Here is a 17047-nt window from a genome sequence, read left to right on the forward strand (position 1 = left end):
TAGTTGGTTAGAACAGTGTGTCTCCGATGTAGCCGCCTTCGCTTACACCCGGAAGACATGCATAAAGCCCACTGCCGACATGGGTGATGTATTCGTTCAGCAAGTCGACTGACGCGAGTTTTTGTTGCATCGGGATGAATTGCTTGCGCGGGTCGCGGTTGAAGCAGATGAACAGCAGTCCGGCGTCAAGCTGCCCGGTGCGGACATCGAGTCCGCTGGAATACGAATAGCCGCGGCGCAGAATTTTGACTTTGCCTTCCATATGCGCCAAGGCTACGTGAGAATCAGCCGGAATGACCAGGTTGCCCTTGGCGTCTTTGCGATTCAGCTCCAGATCGTCGAACTCGTTTGCTTTTCCGAGCGGTGCGCCAGAATCGCGATGTCGGCCAAACGTGTTTTCCTGATCGTCCAGGGCTGAGCGGTCCCATACTTCGATTCGCATGCGGATTCTGCGCATGACCATGTAGCTGCCGCCAGCCATCCAGGCCGGATTGTCCGACGGTTGCGCCCAGACGATTTCATCGGCAGCGGCCGGGTCGTCGACTTTCGGGTTGTTGCTTCCGTCTTTAAAGCCCATCAGATTGCGAGGGGTAGAGCCGCTTGGATCGGCTGCGCCCGTGCGCTGGAAGCCTTCCTGAACCCAGTGTAGCACAGCTTTTCCGCGCGCGATTCGAGCCAGGTTGCGCAGCCCATGGAAAGCAACTTGAGGGTCGTTGGCGCAAACCTGGACCACGATGTCTCCATCTGACCATTCCTTGCGAATTTCGTCACTGTTGAAGCGAGGCAGATCGACCAGGGCGGCGGGCCGCTTGGCAGACAGACCGAATCGTTCGTCGAAAAAGGAAGCGCCCAGCCCAAAAGTAATCGTCAGCCGCATCGGGTTGAGCCCGACGCTCTCTCCTGTATCGACAGGCGGGAGGTGCGGGCTGCCGCTCTCCTCATCTACCGTCTTGCCAGCCGCCAAACGGGCTGCGGCGGCCGTCCAGCTTTGGAACAGCTTGCGGACGTCGTCCAATGATGTCGTCGTTAAATCAAAAGCACCCATGCAGATAAAATCCTGCATAGGTGTAATGATCCCGGCCTGATGCTTCCCGTAAAAAGGGATAATGCCGTCGGAAAGAACAGGGGTCGCAGCTGCTTTCTCGCTGGAAGGAGCTGACGGCATGAACGATTTCATGCCAGTCGCGCCCAGAATCAGCCCGAGTCCTCCTACGCCAGCGAGCTTCAGCGCTTCACGACGAGTAAATTTTGTCTGGTCGTTTTCGGGATGCTTGTTGTTCATCAGTTAGCCTCCAATGATGGTGCCCATTTTGGACAGTGGCTCAGCCAATGCATCCAGAGCTTGGCTCAGTTTTTTCACTTCGTCTGGCTTCAATTCTGTGTAAAGCACATATCCGCCATCTTTGCGGTAAGGAGCGAGGGCCGCGTCCAGCTCAGCAAAACGGGTTTCGATCTCTTTGGACAGAGCCGCGTCTTTGGCATCAACAGCAGGCTTCAGCACTTTGAAAATCTCGTTTGCGCCTTCTACGTTTGCTGCGAAATCGTACAGGTCAGTGTGGGAGTAACGCTCTTCCTCGCCTGTCACCTTGCTGGTAGATACTTCATTCAGCAGTTCTACAGCGCCTGTTACGAGCATTTTTACATCGATCTCTACGCTCTCGACTTTTACGCGGAGTTGTTTGACGTCTTGCAGCAGCTGGTCTGCTACAGCGCCCGAATCAGCAACCGATTTGGTTTCCCACAGAGCTTTTTCCAGTTTGTGATAACCGCGCCACTCGTTATCTGGAACATCGCCTTCGCGAGCATCGATCCAAGGGTCGAAATCACCCAAAGATTCAGCGATTGGTTCGATGCGCTCGAAGTAGGCGCGAGCTGGAGCGTATTCTTTTTTCGCTTTCTCCATATCGCCAGCTTTAACAGCTGCGGTAAAGCTTTCGGTTGCTTTTACCAGTTGGTCTGTCTGTTCGATGACCCATTTGCGGTAGTCGTCGATCGGAGCTTTCAAATCAACAGCGGTAGTAGCTGCTGGCGTTTCAGTAGCAGCAGGTGCAGCAGGTTGAGTTGCCTCAGGTTTTTTCTCTTCTTTTGGCGTCTCAGCGCTTCCGCAAGCAGATAGCATGAGAGACGAGCCGAGTACAACTGCGGACAACGGATAACCCCATTTTTTCATCATGTGAAAACATCCCCTTATTTATCATATAAGTGTGTACTTATTCGTTGATAATAAAAATCATTATCATCCCAGAAAGTAATGTAAACCTTTCATTGTATCTTTGCAATATTTTTTTACAGCTTGGTCAGTGGTTTATTTCGCCTGGCGAAAAAAGAGAGCAGAAAAAAGATGAACAGCCGCCGAATCGCTCGACAGCTGCTTTTTCGTTCTCTCAATTAGCCAAATATTTCAGAAGAATTTGTTCTACGTGGAGCAGGTGTTCAGTCATTCTGGCTTGGGACGCTTCCGGGTCTTGTCGCTTCACGGCCTCGTAGATCGCTTTGTGTTCGAGAAAAAACTGTTCGGAGACAGAGCGGTTGGAGTAAATCTCGACTCTTCTCGTCTCGCGAATGCCAATCTCCATCTGCTTGGAGATCGATTCAAACAGATGCACGAGTATGGAGTTGTGCGTCGCTTTGGCGAGCGCCAGGTGAAAGAGCAGATCGGTGCGCTCGCCTATGTCCTCGTTTCCGATATGCTGCTCCATCTCGCTCAAAATTTCTTCCAGGGCGTGCAGGTCATGTTCGTCCCGTTTGCTTGCAGCGATGGCAGCGTTGGCGACCTCCAGCGATTTTCGCGCTTCGATCAATTCAAGAATGGTCTGGCGATTGTTGCGCAAGCCTTGCAGATCAGGCAGCAAGCTTTGGACAGGGGAGCAGGTGCTTTTCACTGTGCAGTGGCCGCCCTGGCGAATCTCGATCAGCCCCATTGCCTTGAGGGCACTAAGCGCTTCGCGGGTGGTAGAACGCCCGACACCGAATTGCTCCGACAGCTCCTTGGTGGAGGGGAGCTTGCTCCCGGCTTGCAGTTCGCCGCTGAGAATGAGCGTTTTCAATTGCTCCGTAATGTGTTCATAATGGTTTTTTTTCGCGAGCCTGGAGAGATCCATTTCAACACTCCTGTACAATCCGTTTTTTTCCAAATTCATTGTAACACAAGAGAAAATGCGAGAAGAGAGGAGGGTTGAGGTTATGAAGAAGCTTGTGTAAACTGTTCATCAACAAGGGTGACTTCAAACGGTTCATCGCAGGAAGAACGAGGGGAGCGTAACGGATGGCGAGACAAAAACTGCACATCGATGAACTATATGAGGTATCGGGCAAAATTTTGGTGGAAAAAGGGTACGCGGGCTTTCACTTCAAGCTTGTGTCCGACCAGTTGAATGTGAGCCGCAGCACGATCTACGAGTATTTTTCCAACAAGGATGAATTGATTGCTTCTTTAATGGTGCATCTCATGGATACGATTATGGCCGAGTACAAAGACATGGATGAGATCGCGCGGCCGCTTGCGAAGCTGCGGAACATGTACGATTCGTTCATGAAATACGCAGACATTCACCAGATTTTGTTGTTTGCTCCTTTCGTGAACGGGGCTGCATCGCCGAATGTGGAAAAGGCGATGACGACGCTCAGACAACAGCACTATATATTGAACAAACTTTTGACAGACGTCATTGAAGCTTGCAAGGAAGAAGGCACGATTCGCCGCGAAATTCCTAGCGAGCTGATCGCGGGCTTGCTGTTTCAATCGATACAAATTCCCCAAAGTCGCAAGGTCGCGGAGGAGGAGTGGCACAACCTGATTTTTCAGGTGATGCTGGATGGATACGGCGTCAAAATGTAGGGTAGCGCCTGGGCATTCGCGGCCTTTATTTTTTGTCCTTTTTTCGACACTTCTGTCAGACGTAGTGCAATGACGTGAACAACTGCAATAAGATTAGAGCGTCTACGAAAAGAATGATTCTGAACATTCGGCATACATCTGGAGGTTTCTATGATGAGCTTTACACAAGTAAAGTTCATGGGCGAAGGAAGGGATCGATTTTGAATCAGATGAAGCAACGCGTGATCGTGCTTTCCAGTGCTCTTTTGCTTGCTGCATGCAGTCCAGCTGTCTCTGATAAGGCAGCAGTGGAGCAGACCACTGTCAAACGAGTGGCAGTTACCCAAGTGAAGGAAGAGGCTTTTGGGCAGGTGGCGAAGTGGTCCGGCATTTTAACGCCAGTGGAAGAGACGCAGGTGTCGTTTGAAATAAATGGCCGCATCGTCACGCTGCTGGCAGAAGCAGGCGACTATGTGGAGACGGGGAGTGTCCTTGCCAGTCTGGATGGACGCGATTTATCGTTACAGGCTGCAAGCGCGGCGGCATCGGTTCAGCAGGCCAAGGCGCAATTGGCGCAAGTGACGAACGGCGCTCGCGCAGAGGAAGTGCTGCAAGCGCAAAACAATCTGGACAAGGCCAAGGCGCTCATGGATAAGGCAAAAGCGGATTTGCAGCGGTCGGAAGTGTTGTTCCGCCAGGGCGCTTTGTCGACAAACGATTGGGAAAACGTTCAGAACAAGGCGGCATTGGCCGAAAAAGATTGGGAAAATGCCAAAGAGACGTATGCCCTGGTTGCAGAGGGGCCGCGCCAGGAGCAGAAACAACAAACCGCTGGCGTGTATCGGCAGGCGGTAGTCGGCCAGCAGCGGGCCGCTTTGACGCAGACAAAAGCAGATTTGACCGCGCCCATCTCCGGTGTCGTGCTGGAAAAGCTGGCTTCGGTCGGCCAACTGACATCTACGAGCACACCCGTATACCGGATCGGGAATGTAGATGCGCTGCTGATCCAGCTCGCCGTTCCGGATCGTGACATCGGCTTCTGGAAAAAGGGAGACGAGGTTACCGTTACTTTGTACGATCAGAAACGAAGCGGAATCGTGCAGCGCGTGTCGCCCGCAGCCAGTCAAGGGAGCGGGACTGTCCCTGTCGAGGTGCGGGTAGAGAATCCCGACCACGCTTGGCTTGCAGGGCAAGTCGCTACGGTCGTTCACGAGCATCAAGGACCAAAGGGCATTTTTGTCCCTGTACAAGCGGTGCAAAGCAGGGGAGAAACGCAGCCGTACGTTTTTGTTGTCCGGGATAACAAAGCGGCAAAAGTTCCCGTGACACTTGGCATGATCGTTGACAACCAGCTGCAAATCACATCCGGTCTCACCATTGGCGAGCAGGTGGTTACCAAAGGGGCGGAGCAATTGTTCGCGGGCGATACGCTGGAAGTCTCGACGGGTGAGCGGCCATGATTGACTTTTTGATCCGCAAGCAAAAAATTACGCTGCTGTTTTTCATCATGGTAGTTCTGGTCGGGGTGTTGAGCTTTTTTCAACTGCCGCATCAGGAAATTCCGGAGATTGCTGTTAATCGCGCATCTGTCACGACGGCGCTGCCAGGCGCTTCGGCAGAGCGAATCGAGCAGACGGTGACGAAGGAAATCGAAGCCAAAATCAAGGAAATGCAGGGGCTAAAGGCTATCACCTCGCAATCGCAGCCCGGCCTTTCCATCATTACGGTCGAGGTGAACAACGGAGTAGACCAAAAAGAAACGTGGGAGGAGCTGCGCAAAAAGGTCAAGGACGCAGAAGCCTTTTTGCCGGCAGAGGCGAGACAGCCTGTCGTGAACGACGACATGGGGAGAATGTTCGCCCAGACGTTCATGATTACGGTGGACACGGCTTCCCGGCTCGATGAGTTGCGAGAGCCGCTGACCATGTGGGAAAAGCAACTGAGCAAAATTCCGGGCATCTCCAGCGTGACGATCGAGGGGCTGCTGGAGCAGGAAATCCAGATTAGACTCGACCCGCAAAAGCTTGCATTCATGCATTTGACCTGGGCACAAGTGCAAGCTGCGATCAAAGCGGCAAACGAGACGGCTCCGCTCGGCAGCTATCAAATCGATCAGCGGACGTACGAGCTGAGAATGACGGAATGGAAAGACATCAAGCAGCTGGAGCAGGTAGTGGTCGGCTACGGAAAAACCGGGAGCGCGATCTATCTCGGACAGGTGGCCGATGTGCAATTTACAGCCAAAGCCCCTGCCTATCTCGCCTATCACAACAACAAGCCAGCCGTCTCGATCAGTTTGATGACCGAGTCAAAAGCAAACATCACCCGATTGCAACAGCAAATCGATGCAAAGGTAGACATGCTTCGCAGCACCTTGCCTGCCGGGGCGCAAGCAGAGTCTCTCTACACGCAAAATGAGCGGATTGACGAGATTTTCTCAGACTTGTGGCGCGAGCTGTTGATTGCGGTTGTCGCCGTTCTCCTTGTTTGTACGCTCGGCTTGAATTTTACGACTTCATTAATGGTCGCCCTGGCGATCCCGATTTCGCTTGCGACCGGAATGATTTTTTTGCCGTTTTTTGAAGTGACCTTGAACCAGATTACGATTGTCGGCTTGATTATCGTTTTGGGGATTCTCGTCGATGATGCGGTGGTCGTGAACGACAATATCGAGCGAAGACTCGTCAAGCATGGCGAGCAGCCGCAGCGGGCGGCAGTGATGGGGGCGAAGGAAGTAGCGGTCTCCATTTTGACGGCTACCTTGGCAACGGTTGCTTCGTTCGGTCCGTTGCTGTTTCTCAGCGGCGGCTCGGGTGCTTTTGTCCGCCCGATTCCGGTCGTGATCATTGTCTCGATGCTGGCTTCCATGGTCATGTCACTGACGATCGTTCCGATTTTTCGCAGATGGAGTGAAGAGCGCAGACGCAAGAAGCTGGACATGAGAAAACCTGCGGGGCTGTTGGGCAAACAATTGCTTCATCTGTCCAACTGGTACGCCAGAACGGTCTTGCCGCGCTTGTTGAAAAGGCCGCTGGCGACAGGCGTTGCTGCCGTTTTGATCAGTACAATGGCTTATCTTTTGATCCCGTTGACGCCGATTCAGCTGTTTCCGGTGTCTGATCGCGACGTCTTTCTGGTCAATGTCAAGTTGCCAAACGGAAGCAGCCTGGCAGAAACCGATCGGGTCGTCAAGCAGGTGTCGCAGGACTTTTCCGCTACGGATGGGGTTTGGATGGTCAGTTCCTTTGCCGGAGGAAGCGCACCGAAGATTTTTGGCAGCACTACGGGGGCGGGCAGCGGCGCAAATGTCGGGCAGTTGATTGTGCGCCTGGACAAACAGGCAACGTCTTTGCAAAAGCTGCAAAACGAGACGCTGGCTGAGATTCGCCAAAAGTTTCCGGAAGCTGTGATCGTCCCGCGCGATTTGCAAACAGGCCCGCCTGTGGGCAAGCCGGTGGTCATCCGGGTGTACGGCGAGAACATTACGACACTGCGTCAGTTGTCTTTGCAAATACAGGAGCAAGTCGCCAAGGTGAATGGCATAACCGAGGTGCAGGACGATTTGGGAGTGGACAGCTACGCCATCGCTTTTGAAACCAATCAAGCGATGATGGAGCAAAATCGCGTCACGGCGGCAGAACTGTCGCGGACGCTGCGGCTGGTGAGCGAAGGCATCAAAGTAAGCGAGTTTGACGACGGCAAGCAACTGACGGACATTACTTTATATGTGAAGCAGGATGGGGAAGCGGGCGTCAATGCTTTCCAGCGGCTGTTTGTCGCCAATGCAAAAGGCGAGCAAGTCCCGCTCGCTTCACTGGTGAGCGTTCAACCGTCTTTTAGCGTGCAAAACATCCCGCATCGCAACCTCGACCGGACGGTGACGATTACAGGCGAGGTAAAGGGACGGACAGCTACAGAGGTGATGAAGGAAATCAAGCCTGAACTCGCCAAAATGGCTTTGCCTGACGGCTATTTTTTGGAGTATGACGGAGAGACATCAGCGCAAGTCGAAGTCTTCCTCGATATGGGCAAGCTGTCGGTGATCGTCATCTTTTTGATTGTCATTTTGATCGCCATGCAGTTCTACTCGCTGCGGATTCCCGTTCTTGTCATGAGCACCGTCTACCTGGCGATTTCCGGCAGTCTCATCGGTTTGTTTGTCACGCGGACTCCGCTGGGCTTCATGTCCATGATGGGGATTGTGTCTTTGTCCGGCATTGTCGTTCGCAACGGGATTGTGCTGGTCGAGTTCATCGAGCAGGCTCGCAACAGGGGGCTGGCCTTGCAAAAGGCGGTGATTGAAGCGGGAGAGGCGAGATTCAGGCCGATCTTGCTGACGTCGATGACAGCGATTGCAGGTCTGCTTCCGCTGGCGATTTCCGGCGATGTGCTGTTCAAGCCGTTGGCTGTGACGATCATTTCGGGCCTGTTCTTTTCCACGGTACTCACGCTCGTGGTCGTCCCGGCGTTTTATACCGCGATGGAACTGAGGAGAAAGAAGAAGCAAGAAGCACGCAATCGCAAAAGAATGGAAAAGCTGGACATGTGACTGGTCTCTGATTTTCACACAATCGCAAACGAAGCTCAACAATTCCTTAACACTCGCTTGTTATACTCGTTACAGTATCAATAGAATAACGTCTGTAGTTGGGCCGAGACGTGGAGAAAGCCCTCATACAGCAACAGCTTAGGCAATACAGGCCGATTGGATCGGTTTGTTCATGCATGCTGTTGCCCGTATGAGGGCTTTTTGTGTTTCCCAAGGAAAGGAGCGGCAAGAGGCTTTGCTAGATACAGCTTTTTATGACGCGTATTTTTTTGATTTGGACGGGACGATCTTCATTGGAGATCAACTGTTGCCTGGCGTGGAAGAAATCCTCGCCACTTTGCGGCAAAAAGGGAAGAAGATCATGTTTTTGACCAACACGACGGTGCAGACGCGAGAGGGCTGTCGGCAGCGGCTGGAAAAGCTGGGGCTTGCCGTAGAACGCCATGAGATCATGACGGCAGCTTACGTGGCGGGCCTGTATTTCAAGCAGCTGGCAGACCATGAACAAGCGTGCGTGCTGGTGGTCGGCGAGCCTGCGCTTGAGCAGGAGATGGCCGAGTTTCACATTCCGCAGACAGCCGATGCGATGAGCGCCACACATGTGCTGGTGGGAATGGACCGGGCTTTTACGTACGAAAAGTTGCAGCGGGCAGCCGATGCGGTGCGAAACGGGGCCAAGCTGATCGTGGCAAATCCCGATTCGGTATGTCCGGTGCCTGGCGGAGCGATCCCCGATACAGGGGCGCTGGCGCGAGCGATTGAAACGGCAGGCGGTGCGAGCACGTGGGCGATGACGGGGAAACCGTCCCGCTTTTACGCTGACCAAGTCTTTTTGCAGCTGGATGTCCTGCCTGAGCGCTGTTTGATGGTCGGCGATCGTCTGGAGACGGACATTTTGCTCGGGATCAACAGCGGGATGAAGACAGCGCTGGTGCTGACCGGAGTGACGACAAGCGCGGAACTCGGTCACGCCAAAATTCAGCCCGATCTGGTCTTGCCGACGATGGACGGCGGGCAAATGTAGATCAAAGCTTTACAGTTTCCAAATATTTGCTTATCACGCGGTTGGTATCATCGGATGATGAAGGGCAAACGCCATAGGTTTTAGGAGGGATGGTCGTGGCGGAAGTGGAATTGCGACGCATTTCCAAAATGTACGAGCGGCAACAGGTTGTCAACGAAGTGAGCGCGATCATTGCGCCCGGGGAGTTTTTCGTACTGGTCGGGCCTTCGGGATGCGGCAAGTCGACGACGTTGAGAATGATTGCCGGGCTGGAAGAGATCAGCGCCGGAGAGCTGTTGATCGGAGGCAAACGGGTAAACGAGGTTCCGCCGAGTGGCCGGAATATTTCCATGGTGTTTCAAAATTACGCCTTGTATCCGCATTTGACGGTCAAAGATAACATTTTGTTCGGCTTGCAGGTGCGAAAAGTGAGCAAACAGGATCAGGTCAAGCGGTTGGAGCACGCAGCCGAGATGCTGGGCATTGCAGCGCTTTTGAACCGAAAGCCAAAAGAGCTGTCGGGCGGACAACGGCAAAGGGTCGCGCTCGGGCGGGCGATCGTCAGCCAGCATCCGATCTGTCTGATGGACGAGCCGCTGTCCAATCTCGATGCCAAGCTGCGCGGGCACATGCGGACAGAGATTCGCCAGTTGCAGCAGGAGCTGGGAATTACGATGATATACGTCACCCACGATCAGGTAGAAGCGATGACGATGGGCGATCGAATGATGGTGTTGCGCGATGGCGAGGTGCAGCAAGTGGGCAGACCGCTTGACGTCTACAACCACCCTGCAAACTTGTTTGTCGCTGAATTTACGGGCGCGCCGCCGATGAATACGACGCAGGCGGTGTGGCGAAGCAATGGCGCGCAATCAGGCGTGGAGCTGAGCGATGATCCGAGCAGACGTTTTTTGCCGCTTGCGCTTGGTTTTGGCCCACAGGCAGGCATCAAGGACGGCACTCCTGTTGTCCTCGGCTTGCGTCCCGAAGCTTTGCAGCCGCTGGAACCGGGCGCGGTCGCGGATGAGAGCCGCTCGTTGCTCGTCAGTGTGCAAGGCGTGGAAATTCTCGGTTCCGAGACAATCGTGGAATTTAAGCTGGGAGACAAGCTGTGGAAGGCAAAATGGAACGGGCAGTGGCCATGCCGCCGGGGAGATCTTGTTCGCGTAGGCTTTGCCCTGGAGCATGTCAGTCTGTTTGATTCGCAATCCGGAAAAAATTTGGCCATCACGGCCGGAAGAGAAAAAGGAGAGATACTGCGATGCGTACAGTAGTCAAAAGTCTGTTTTCAGTCGCGATGAGTCTGGCTCTACTTACAGGATGCTCCAGCGGGACTTCCACCACAGGCAGCAGCCAACCAGGGCAACCAGCACAGCCGGGCACATCTGAAACGAAGCCTGCGGGCAATACAGAGCTGTCTTTCTTCTATCCGGTAGCTGTCGGCGGCCCCCTGACCAAAATCGTCGACGGGATGGCGGAAGAGTTCAACAAGGAAAATCCGGGCATTACAGTCAAGCCCGTCTATACAGGCAGCTATCAGGACACGACCACGAAAATCCAGGCTGCCGTGCAAGGAAAAACGCCGCCTGACGTAGCGGTCATGCTTTCCACCGAGCTGCACACGATGATGGACATGAATGCGATTTTGCCGCTGGACGAGTTTATTGCCAAAGACGGCGGCAACGAATACGTCAAAGATTTCTTCCCGGGCTTCCTGGCCAACTCCCAGGTAGACGGCAAAACGTACAGCATCCCGTTCCAGCGCAGCACGATCGTGCTTTACTACAACAAGGCAGCGTTCAAGGAAGTCGGCCTCGACCCGGAAAAACCGCCTGCGACGTGGGATGAGATGGCTGAGTATGCCGCCAAGCTGACAAAAGACGGGCGTTGGGGCATTGAAATTCCTTCCTCCGGCTTTACGTACTGGATGTACCAGGCTTTGGCCCTGCAAAACGGCAAAAACTTGATGACAGAAGACGGCAAAAAAGTATTTTTCGATACGCCTGAAAATGTTGAGGCGCTGCAATATTGGGTCGACCTGGCGAAAAAGCATAAGGCGATGCCAGAAGGCGTAATTGAATGGGCGACGGTGCCATCCGATTTCCTCGAAGGCAAGACGGCGATGATGTTCCACACGACCGGAAACCTGACCAACGTGAAAAACAATGCGAAGTTTGACTTTGGCGTAGCGTTTTTGCCTGCGAAAAAGAACTACGGCAGCCCGACTGGCGGCGGCAACTTCTACATGTTCAAAGGCACGGATGCGAAGAAGCAGGAAGCGGCGTGGAAATTCATCCGGTTCATGACCGAGCCTAAGCGCGCGGCACAGTGGAGCATCGATACGGGCTATGTCGCGACGCGCAAGTCTGCTTACGAAGAAGAGATCATGAAGCAGTACGTCAAAGATTTTCCAGCGGCAGCAGTAGCGCGCGATCAGTTGGAGTACGGCCATGCCGAGTTTTCCACGCACAACAACGGCAAAGTGACAAAAGCGCTGAACGACAACCTGCAAGCTGTTCTTACCGGAAAGGCAGACGCTGCCGCAGCGCTGAAAAAAGCACAGGAAGAGGCAGACAAAGTGCTGGCGTCTTTCAACAAATAATCGAACGAGGCAAATGGAGGAGCGACGATGGGGGAACTACGAGCAAAATGGAAAGTGAACGTGTACGCCTGGCTGCTGCTCCTTCCCTCCCTCATCTTCCTGCTGCTGTTTACTTTCTATCCTGTTTGGCAAACGGTTATTCTCAGTTTTCATCAAGCGGATCTGGGTTCCCCAGAGCCGTTTTTTAACGGGATAGACAATTACAAACAAATGCTGGAAGATGACGTGTTTTGGAAGGTGCTGACCAACAACCTCTGGTTCGCGTTAGGAACCGTTCCGACAAGCGTGGCGTTGGCGCTCGGGATGGCGCTGTTTGCCAACAAAGCGTTGCGGGGCAAAGGCTTTATCCGTACCGCCTACTTTTACCCGACGGTTGTCCCGATGATTGCCGTCGCCAACATCTGGCTGTTCATTTACACGCCGGAGTACGGAGCGCTTAGCCATGTGATGGACTGGTTTGGAAAAGGAGATATGAACTGGCTCGGGGATCAATCGAACGTGATGTGGGCGATGATTTTCATGGTCATCTGGAAGGAAGCGGGCTACTTCATGATCTTTTACCTGGCTGGCCTGCAAAATATTTCGCAGGAGCTGTACGAATCTGCTGCCATGGAGGGCGCGTCGGCCTGGACGGTTTTTCGGCGGGTGACGTTCCCGCTGCTCATGCCGACGACCATGTTTGTCAGCATTATCGCTTTTACCAATTCGTTCAAGCTCGTGGATCACTTGGTCATCATGACGAAGGGCGGCCCGGACAACGCCAGCAATCTCTTGCTGTACTACATTTACGAAACGGCATTTTCTTTCTGGGATCAAGGAATGGCATCCGCTTTGACGATTGTGATGGTCGTGCTGCTTCTGGCAGTGGCTGCTGTGCAGTTTTTTGGTCTGGATAAAAAAATTCACTACAACTAAGGGGGATGGCAGATGGTCCGGAAATTGACAAGCGCTGGCATGTACGGATTGGCTGTAGTCTGGCTGTTCCCTCTGCTTTGGGTGGTCTGGACATCCGTTCGGCCCAGGGAACTGGCGACATCATGGACGTTCAGCGCAGACTTTACGCTGGCAAACTTCGCGAAGGTGTGGGACGCAGCTCCTTTCGCCCAGTATTACTTCAATACTTTCTTGATTGTCACAGGAGTATTGGTTGCACAGATCGTTACGACTACGCTGGCTGCGTACGCTTTTGCCAAGCTGCGTTTCTGGGGCAGGGACGTGCTGTTTGTCTTGTTTCTCGTGCAGCTGATGGTGCCTGCCGACATTTTGATTTTCCCGAACTACAACGTGCTTCGCGACCTGTCCTTGCTCGACACGAAGATCGGGATCATGCTGCCGTACTTTGCTTCCGCCTTTGGCGTGTTTCTTTTGCGGCAAACGTTCAAGACGATCCCCCACGAGCTGGAGGAAGCTGCCCGCATGGAGGGCTGCTCCTGGCTGCAAATTTTATGGCGGGTGTACGTTCCTTTGGCGAAGCCGACATACATCGCGTTCGGTCTGGTGTCAGTCAGCTACCATTGGAACAATTTCATGTGGCCGCTGATTATTACGAACTCGGTGGAGAATCGGCCGCTCACGGTAGGGCTGGCTATTTTTGCGCAGTCGTTTGAGACAGGAGCGCAGTGGGCAGAGGTCAGCGCGGCTACGGTGATGGTCATTTTTCCGCTGGTGCTTGCGTTCTTGCTGTTTCAACGGCAATTTATCAACAGCTTCATCCATTCCGGGGTGAAGTAGGCAAAAGGGGAACGAGAGATGAGGGACAAAAGCGGTTTTGCCGTATCCAGCTATGCCTTGTTCGAGCTGCCGCTGTCAGAAGCGATCGACAGGCTGATTGCCGATGGCTGGACAGCAATCGAAATCATGTGCGAGGACGGTCACGCCGAGCTGTTGGGCTGGTCGAAAGAGCGACTGACACAGCTGCAACAAAAAGGCGTCGAGTATGGCATTAGCTGGTCGATTCACGCGCCGATTTCCGGCTGCAACCTGGCGGCGGAAGCGGGTGCAGTCCGGGAGCAAACGCTTGATACGATGAAGCGGTGTCTGGAGATCGCGAGCTTTTTGCACAGTACGCATGTGGTGATGCACGCGGGAGAAATCGCGGATCGGCTCGATCACACAGAACGGGCGAGAGGCGGGGAAAATGTCACCCGGGCGGTACAGTTGCTGCTGCCCGAGGTGAGTCATGGAAGCACCGTGCTGACTTTGGAAAATGTGCCGCCTTATTCAAAGCTGTTCGGCTGGGATGTTGGCGATTTGCTTGAGGTGTGCAAGGCAGTGGACTCCAGGCAGCTTGGTCTTACTTATGATGTGGGACACGCCCATCTGATTCGCCACGGGTATGCGCTCGAAGCGTTGGAGCAAGCGCTGCCGTACTTGTCTGCGCTGCATATTAGCGACAACCGGGGCGAGGCAGACGAGCACTTGGCGGTGGGCGAAGGAACGATTCCTTTTGCGGAGATATGGCCTTTGCTTGCCCGAAACGGGTTTGCCGGGAGCTGGGTAATCGAGACGCGGCAGTTGCCAAGTGCCGGAGTGAGCGTAGAGCGAATTGGATCGCAACGATGAGAACAGGAGGCGCTGACTATGGATCTGGGTACGATGTTGAAAACGAATCGGATTATCGCTGCGACTGAACAAGACCGTTTGGGAGAGGCGCTCGATTCCGCAGCTTGCGCCATTTTGCTCATGTACGGAAAGCTGACTCGCTTGATGGAGGAAGCAGAAGCCATCAGCCAGTCGGAAAAACCGATTTTTTTGCATACTGATCTGATGAACGGCTTGTCCAACGACAAAGAGTCATTTCGGTTCCTGTCTTCTTACATCAAGCCGACCGGAATTGTCACCACAAAAGGGCCGATGATTCGCGCAGCCAAAAAAGAAGGGATGCTGACGATCCAGCGCGTCTTCCTGATCGACACGACTTCGCTGACGACTACGATCAAAAACGTGCAGGAAAACCAGCCGGATGCGATCGAAATCATGCCGGGCATCGCGCCGTCGATCATCTCGTACATAAAAGATCATTTGTCGCAGCCGATTATTCTCGGCGGGCTGATCTGGAATTTGCAGCAGGTGGAAGAAGCGTTGGCGAGCGGTGCGGACGCGGTTTCGTTGAGCAGGCCGGAGATGTGGAATCATCTGACAGGCTGACGGTAGAAGAAAGCGGCTGTTGTTTCGTCTTATGCGGACGGGACGGCAGCCGCTTTTGCATGGTCATGCACGATATGCACATTTGAGCATGGACACTTTTCAGCAGATCAAGTAAACTTTTAATTGATAACAATTATCATTTTCAACAAATGACCAGTTATGGTTACTGTGCGTCATTCGCGGGGTGCTGCCTATGAATACACTGGAAAAAATGGAAACTTTCATCGTGCTTGCCGAATGCGGTTCTTTTACCGAGTCGGCGAAGCGGCTGTTTTGCTCTCAACCAACGATCAGTCACCATATTCAGCAGTTGGAAGAGCTGTTCGAATCGCCGCTTGTTCAGCGTTCGGGGAAACAGGTGCAGTTGACGCAACAGGGGGAAATTTTGCTCAGCTATGCCAAGCGGATTTCCCATCTGGTCGAAGAGGCTGCGGTGGAGTTGAAGCGGGTGAGCGAGCAGGAGCGGGTATTGTCTGTCTACGTCAGCAATTATATTGCGGGCTACTTTTTCTCCGATGTTCTCAATGAACTGCATACGATTTTGCCGCAGAAGCCGCTGGAGATCAATACGTATTGCTACAGCGATCTCATTCGCTGCTTTCAGGAGGGCAGGACGCACTACGCCTTGATGCCAATCTACCCCGAAGATGACTATATACGCAAAAATTTCGAGACTTCTGTTTTGTTCGAGGAAGAGCTGTTGCTTGTGCTGCCTGTGGATCACCCTCTGGCCAAAAGAAGGCTGCTGTACGCACGCGACTTGCACAATGAATCGATCTTGCTGCCCAAAAGCGAGTATTTGCAGCAATATGTCATCAATCATTTGAATAGTCGCCAGGTGAAGACGCGCTTTTTGCAGATGAGCAACTTCGAGACGATCAAACAGGCGATCAAGTCGCGCCATGGCATCGCTTTTCTCCCTTCCGGAGCGGTCAGGGAAGAGCTGAACAGAGGCGAGCTGGCGACTGTGCCTGTGTCGTCCATGCAAATCAGACGGCAAAACGGGTTTGTCTTCCGCAAAAACGCCGAGCTGAGCCAGGCGGATCGCGCCTTTTGCAAAAACGTGGAGCACTATTTGCGGACTGTTTGACTGTTTCCTTGTTGAATAGATACGTCCATAAAGCAAGCGGGCCAGTTCCCTGCACGGGTCAGTGTGGGGGCGGGCCTTTTTTTCATGCCGGCTGTTTGCAGGTAAAGGGCTGGAAACATTTATGCTATCAAGAAAATGAATAGGTAGATTCAAAAATATTATGTGAGAATGGGCGCTGTTGAGGAGAGCGGGTTTTCGAAAAAGCGGGCGTTCAAGTGGGATTGATATTCATTATCAATCGGATTAAGATGTACCTAGTTTTCAGATACAAACACATACAAGTCAACGATGGAGGGGTTTTTTCATGTCTGTGATCCGTGTTCGAGATCGCAACCAAGTATTGGAACTTAGCTTTCACGATGTGACCAAATACCATGGAAGTCTCGCCTTGATGGCCGTAGCGGTTGGGTTTCGGACGCTTCAGGCGGCTTTTGCCGAGCTGTTTGGCGAAGAGGCGCCAGAGAGAAAAGAATTGTCGATTCTTTCCGGTCACGCCGGGCCAGGATTTCGCGACGTCTTTGAATACGTGACTCGTGCAGTGACGCGGGGAGCCTATCAAGTCGATGTGGACTACCCTGTCGCTCAATTCGATCCTCATCGGCCGCAGTCGTATGCATATGTCATTACGGCCGCAGATGGACGGGCGGTTGAGGTCGCGCTGCTGGACAGCTTTTTGCCCGCTGAATTTTACGATTACTTGAAAAAAGGTCGGGAGCAAACCATGACCGAGCAGGATGTGCACGACTTCGAGAAGCTGAAGCTTGCGCTGTCGGAGCGAGCGTTGGCATTGCCGCAGCATGAGCTTTTGACGATCAAGCGAATCGCCTAAGAAAGCAACT

General features: G+C 53.2%; 15 protein-coding genes. 12 read left to right on the forward strand and 3 right to left on the reverse strand.

The features are described 5' to 3' along the window. Positions 1-7: 7 nt before the first annotated feature. The 3 genes from efeB to EDM60_RS01490 all read right to left on the reverse strand — a co-directional run bounded on the left by efeB (position 8) and on the right by EDM60_RS01490 (position 3101). A complete protein-coding gene (gene efeB, locus EDM60_RS01480; RefSeq protein WP_122962367.1) occupies positions 8-1282 on the reverse strand; it encodes an iron uptake transporter deferrochelatase/peroxidase subunit in 1275 nt (424 codons plus the stop codon). A gap of 3 nt (positions 1283-1285) precedes the next feature. Beyond that, positions 1286-2173, reverse strand: a complete 888-nt coding sequence (gene efeO / locus EDM60_RS01485; protein WP_122962368.1) for an iron uptake system protein EfeO — start codon at positions 2171-2173, stop codon at positions 1286-1288. Positions 2174-2384: 211 nt separating this feature from the next. Further along, positions 2385-3101, reverse strand: a complete 717-nt coding sequence (locus EDM60_RS01490) for a FadR/GntR family transcriptional regulator (RefSeq protein ID WP_122962369.1) — start codon at positions 3099-3101, stop codon at positions 2385-2387. A gap of 164 nt (positions 3102-3265) precedes the next feature. On the opposite strand from EDM60_RS01490, the gene EDM60_RS01495 reads away from it, so the two are divergent. The 12 genes from EDM60_RS01495 (at position 3266) to EDM60_RS01550 (ending at position 17037) form a co-directional block, all read left to right on the forward strand. After that, positions 3266-3838: a TetR/AcrR family transcriptional regulator gene (locus tag EDM60_RS01495; RefSeq protein WP_122962370.1), complete on the forward strand. Its 573-nt coding sequence runs from the start codon at positions 3266-3268 to the stop codon at positions 3836-3838. Positions 3839-4047: 209 nt separating this feature from the next. Then, on the forward strand, positions 4048-5277 hold the full coding sequence (locus EDM60_RS01500; protein ID WP_233454128.1) for an efflux RND transporter periplasmic adaptor subunit: 1230 nt from the start codon (positions 4048-4050) through the stop codon (positions 5275-5277). Next, positions 5274-8366, forward strand: coding sequence for an efflux RND transporter permease subunit (locus EDM60_RS01505; RefSeq protein WP_122962372.1), 3093 nt, complete (start codon positions 5274-5276; stop codon positions 8364-8366). The genes EDM60_RS01500 and EDM60_RS01505 overlap by 4 nt, the downstream gene beginning before the upstream one ends. Positions 8367-8601: 235 nt before the next feature. Further along, the gene (locus EDM60_RS01510) at positions 8602-9390 is read left to right on the forward strand and encodes an HAD-IIA family hydrolase (protein ID WP_173597268.1); all 789 of its coding nucleotides are present in this window, start codon (positions 8602-8604) and stop codon (positions 9388-9390) included. Positions 9391-9485: 95 nt separating this feature from the next. Beyond that, positions 9486-10643, forward strand: coding sequence for an ABC transporter ATP-binding protein (locus EDM60_RS01515; RefSeq protein WP_122962373.1), 1158 nt, complete (start codon positions 9486-9488; stop codon positions 10641-10643). Beyond that, on the forward strand, positions 10631-11971 hold the full coding sequence (locus tag EDM60_RS01520) for an ABC transporter substrate-binding protein (RefSeq protein WP_122962374.1): 1341 nt from the start codon (positions 10631-10633) through the stop codon (positions 11969-11971). The genes EDM60_RS01515 and EDM60_RS01520 overlap by 13 nt, the downstream gene beginning before the upstream one ends. A gap of 27 nt (positions 11972-11998) precedes the next feature. Then, on the forward strand, positions 11999-12886 hold the full coding sequence (locus EDM60_RS01525) for a carbohydrate ABC transporter permease (RefSeq protein WP_122962375.1): 888 nt from the start codon (positions 11999-12001) through the stop codon (positions 12884-12886). A gap of 12 nt (positions 12887-12898) precedes the next feature. After that, complete coding sequence (locus EDM60_RS01530) at positions 12899-13702, forward strand: carbohydrate ABC transporter permease (RefSeq protein WP_122962376.1); 804 nt, start codon at positions 12899-12901, stop codon at positions 13700-13702. A gap of 18 nt (positions 13703-13720) precedes the next feature. Beyond that, positions 13721-14533 carry a sugar phosphate isomerase/epimerase family protein gene (locus EDM60_RS01535; RefSeq protein ID WP_122962377.1) on the forward strand — a complete coding sequence of 271 codons (813 nt, stop codon included), beginning with the start codon at positions 13721-13723 and terminating at the stop codon, positions 14531-14533. An 18-nt stretch (positions 14534-14551) separates the two neighbouring features. After that, positions 14552-15118, forward strand: a complete 567-nt coding sequence (locus EDM60_RS01540) for a glycerol-3-phosphate responsive antiterminator (RefSeq protein WP_122962378.1) — start codon at positions 14552-14554, stop codon at positions 15116-15118. A gap of 193 nt (positions 15119-15311) precedes the next feature. Continuing rightward, complete coding sequence (locus tag EDM60_RS01545) at positions 15312-16208, forward strand: LysR family transcriptional regulator (RefSeq protein ID WP_229049773.1); 897 nt, start codon at positions 15312-15314, stop codon at positions 16206-16208. Positions 16209-16512: 304 nt separating this feature from the next. Beyond that, entirely contained in the window at positions 16513-17037 is a 525-nt protein-coding gene (locus tag EDM60_RS01550) for a hypothetical protein (protein ID WP_122962380.1), read from the forward strand. Positions 17038-17047 lie beyond the last annotated feature (10 nt).

The sequence above is a fragment of the Brevibacillus parabrevis genome (assembly GCF_003710905.1).
Lineage (GTDB): Bacteria > Bacillota > Bacilli > Brevibacillales > Brevibacillaceae > Brevibacillus > Brevibacillus parabrevis.

Coding starts and splice junctions, on each gene's coding strand:
- efeB (WP_122962367.1), bottom strand. CDS start 1,282: ATGAACAACAAGCATCCCGAAAACGACCAGACAAAATTTACTCGTCGT.
- efeO (WP_122962368.1), bottom strand. CDS start 2,173: ATGATGAAAAAATGGGGTTATCCGTTGTCCGCAGTTGTACTCGGCTCG.
- EDM60_RS01490 (WP_122962369.1), bottom strand. CDS start 3,101: ATGGATCTCTCCAGGCTCGCGAAAAAAAACCATTATGAACACATTACG.
- EDM60_RS01495 (WP_122962370.1), top strand. CDS start 3,266: ATGGCGAGACAAAAACTGCACATCGATGAACTATATGAGGTATCGGGC.
- EDM60_RS01500 (WP_233454128.1), top strand. CDS start 4,048: ATGAAGCAACGCGTGATCGTGCTTTCCAGTGCTCTTTTGCTTGCTGCA.
- EDM60_RS01505 (WP_122962372.1), top strand. CDS start 5,274: ATGATTGACTTTTTGATCCGCAAGCAAAAAATTACGCTGCTGTTTTTC.
- EDM60_RS01520 (WP_122962374.1), top strand. CDS start 10,631: ATGCGTACAGTAGTCAAAAGTCTGTTTTCAGTCGCGATGAGTCTGGCT.
- EDM60_RS01525 (WP_122962375.1), top strand. CDS start 11,999: ATGGGGGAACTACGAGCAAAATGGAAAGTGAACGTGTACGCCTGGCTG.
- EDM60_RS01530 (WP_122962376.1), top strand. CDS start 12,899: ATGGTCCGGAAATTGACAAGCGCTGGCATGTACGGATTGGCTGTAGTC.
- EDM60_RS01535 (WP_122962377.1), top strand. CDS start 13,721: ATGAGGGACAAAAGCGGTTTTGCCGTATCCAGCTATGCCTTGTTCGAG.
- EDM60_RS01540 (WP_122962378.1), top strand. CDS start 14,552: ATGGATCTGGGTACGATGTTGAAAACGAATCGGATTATCGCTGCGACT.
- EDM60_RS01545 (WP_229049773.1), top strand. CDS start 15,312: ATGAATACACTGGAAAAAATGGAAACTTTCATCGTGCTTGCCGAATGC.
- EDM60_RS01550 (WP_122962380.1), top strand. CDS start 16,513: ATGTCTGTGATCCGTGTTCGAGATCGCAACCAAGTATTGGAACTTAGC.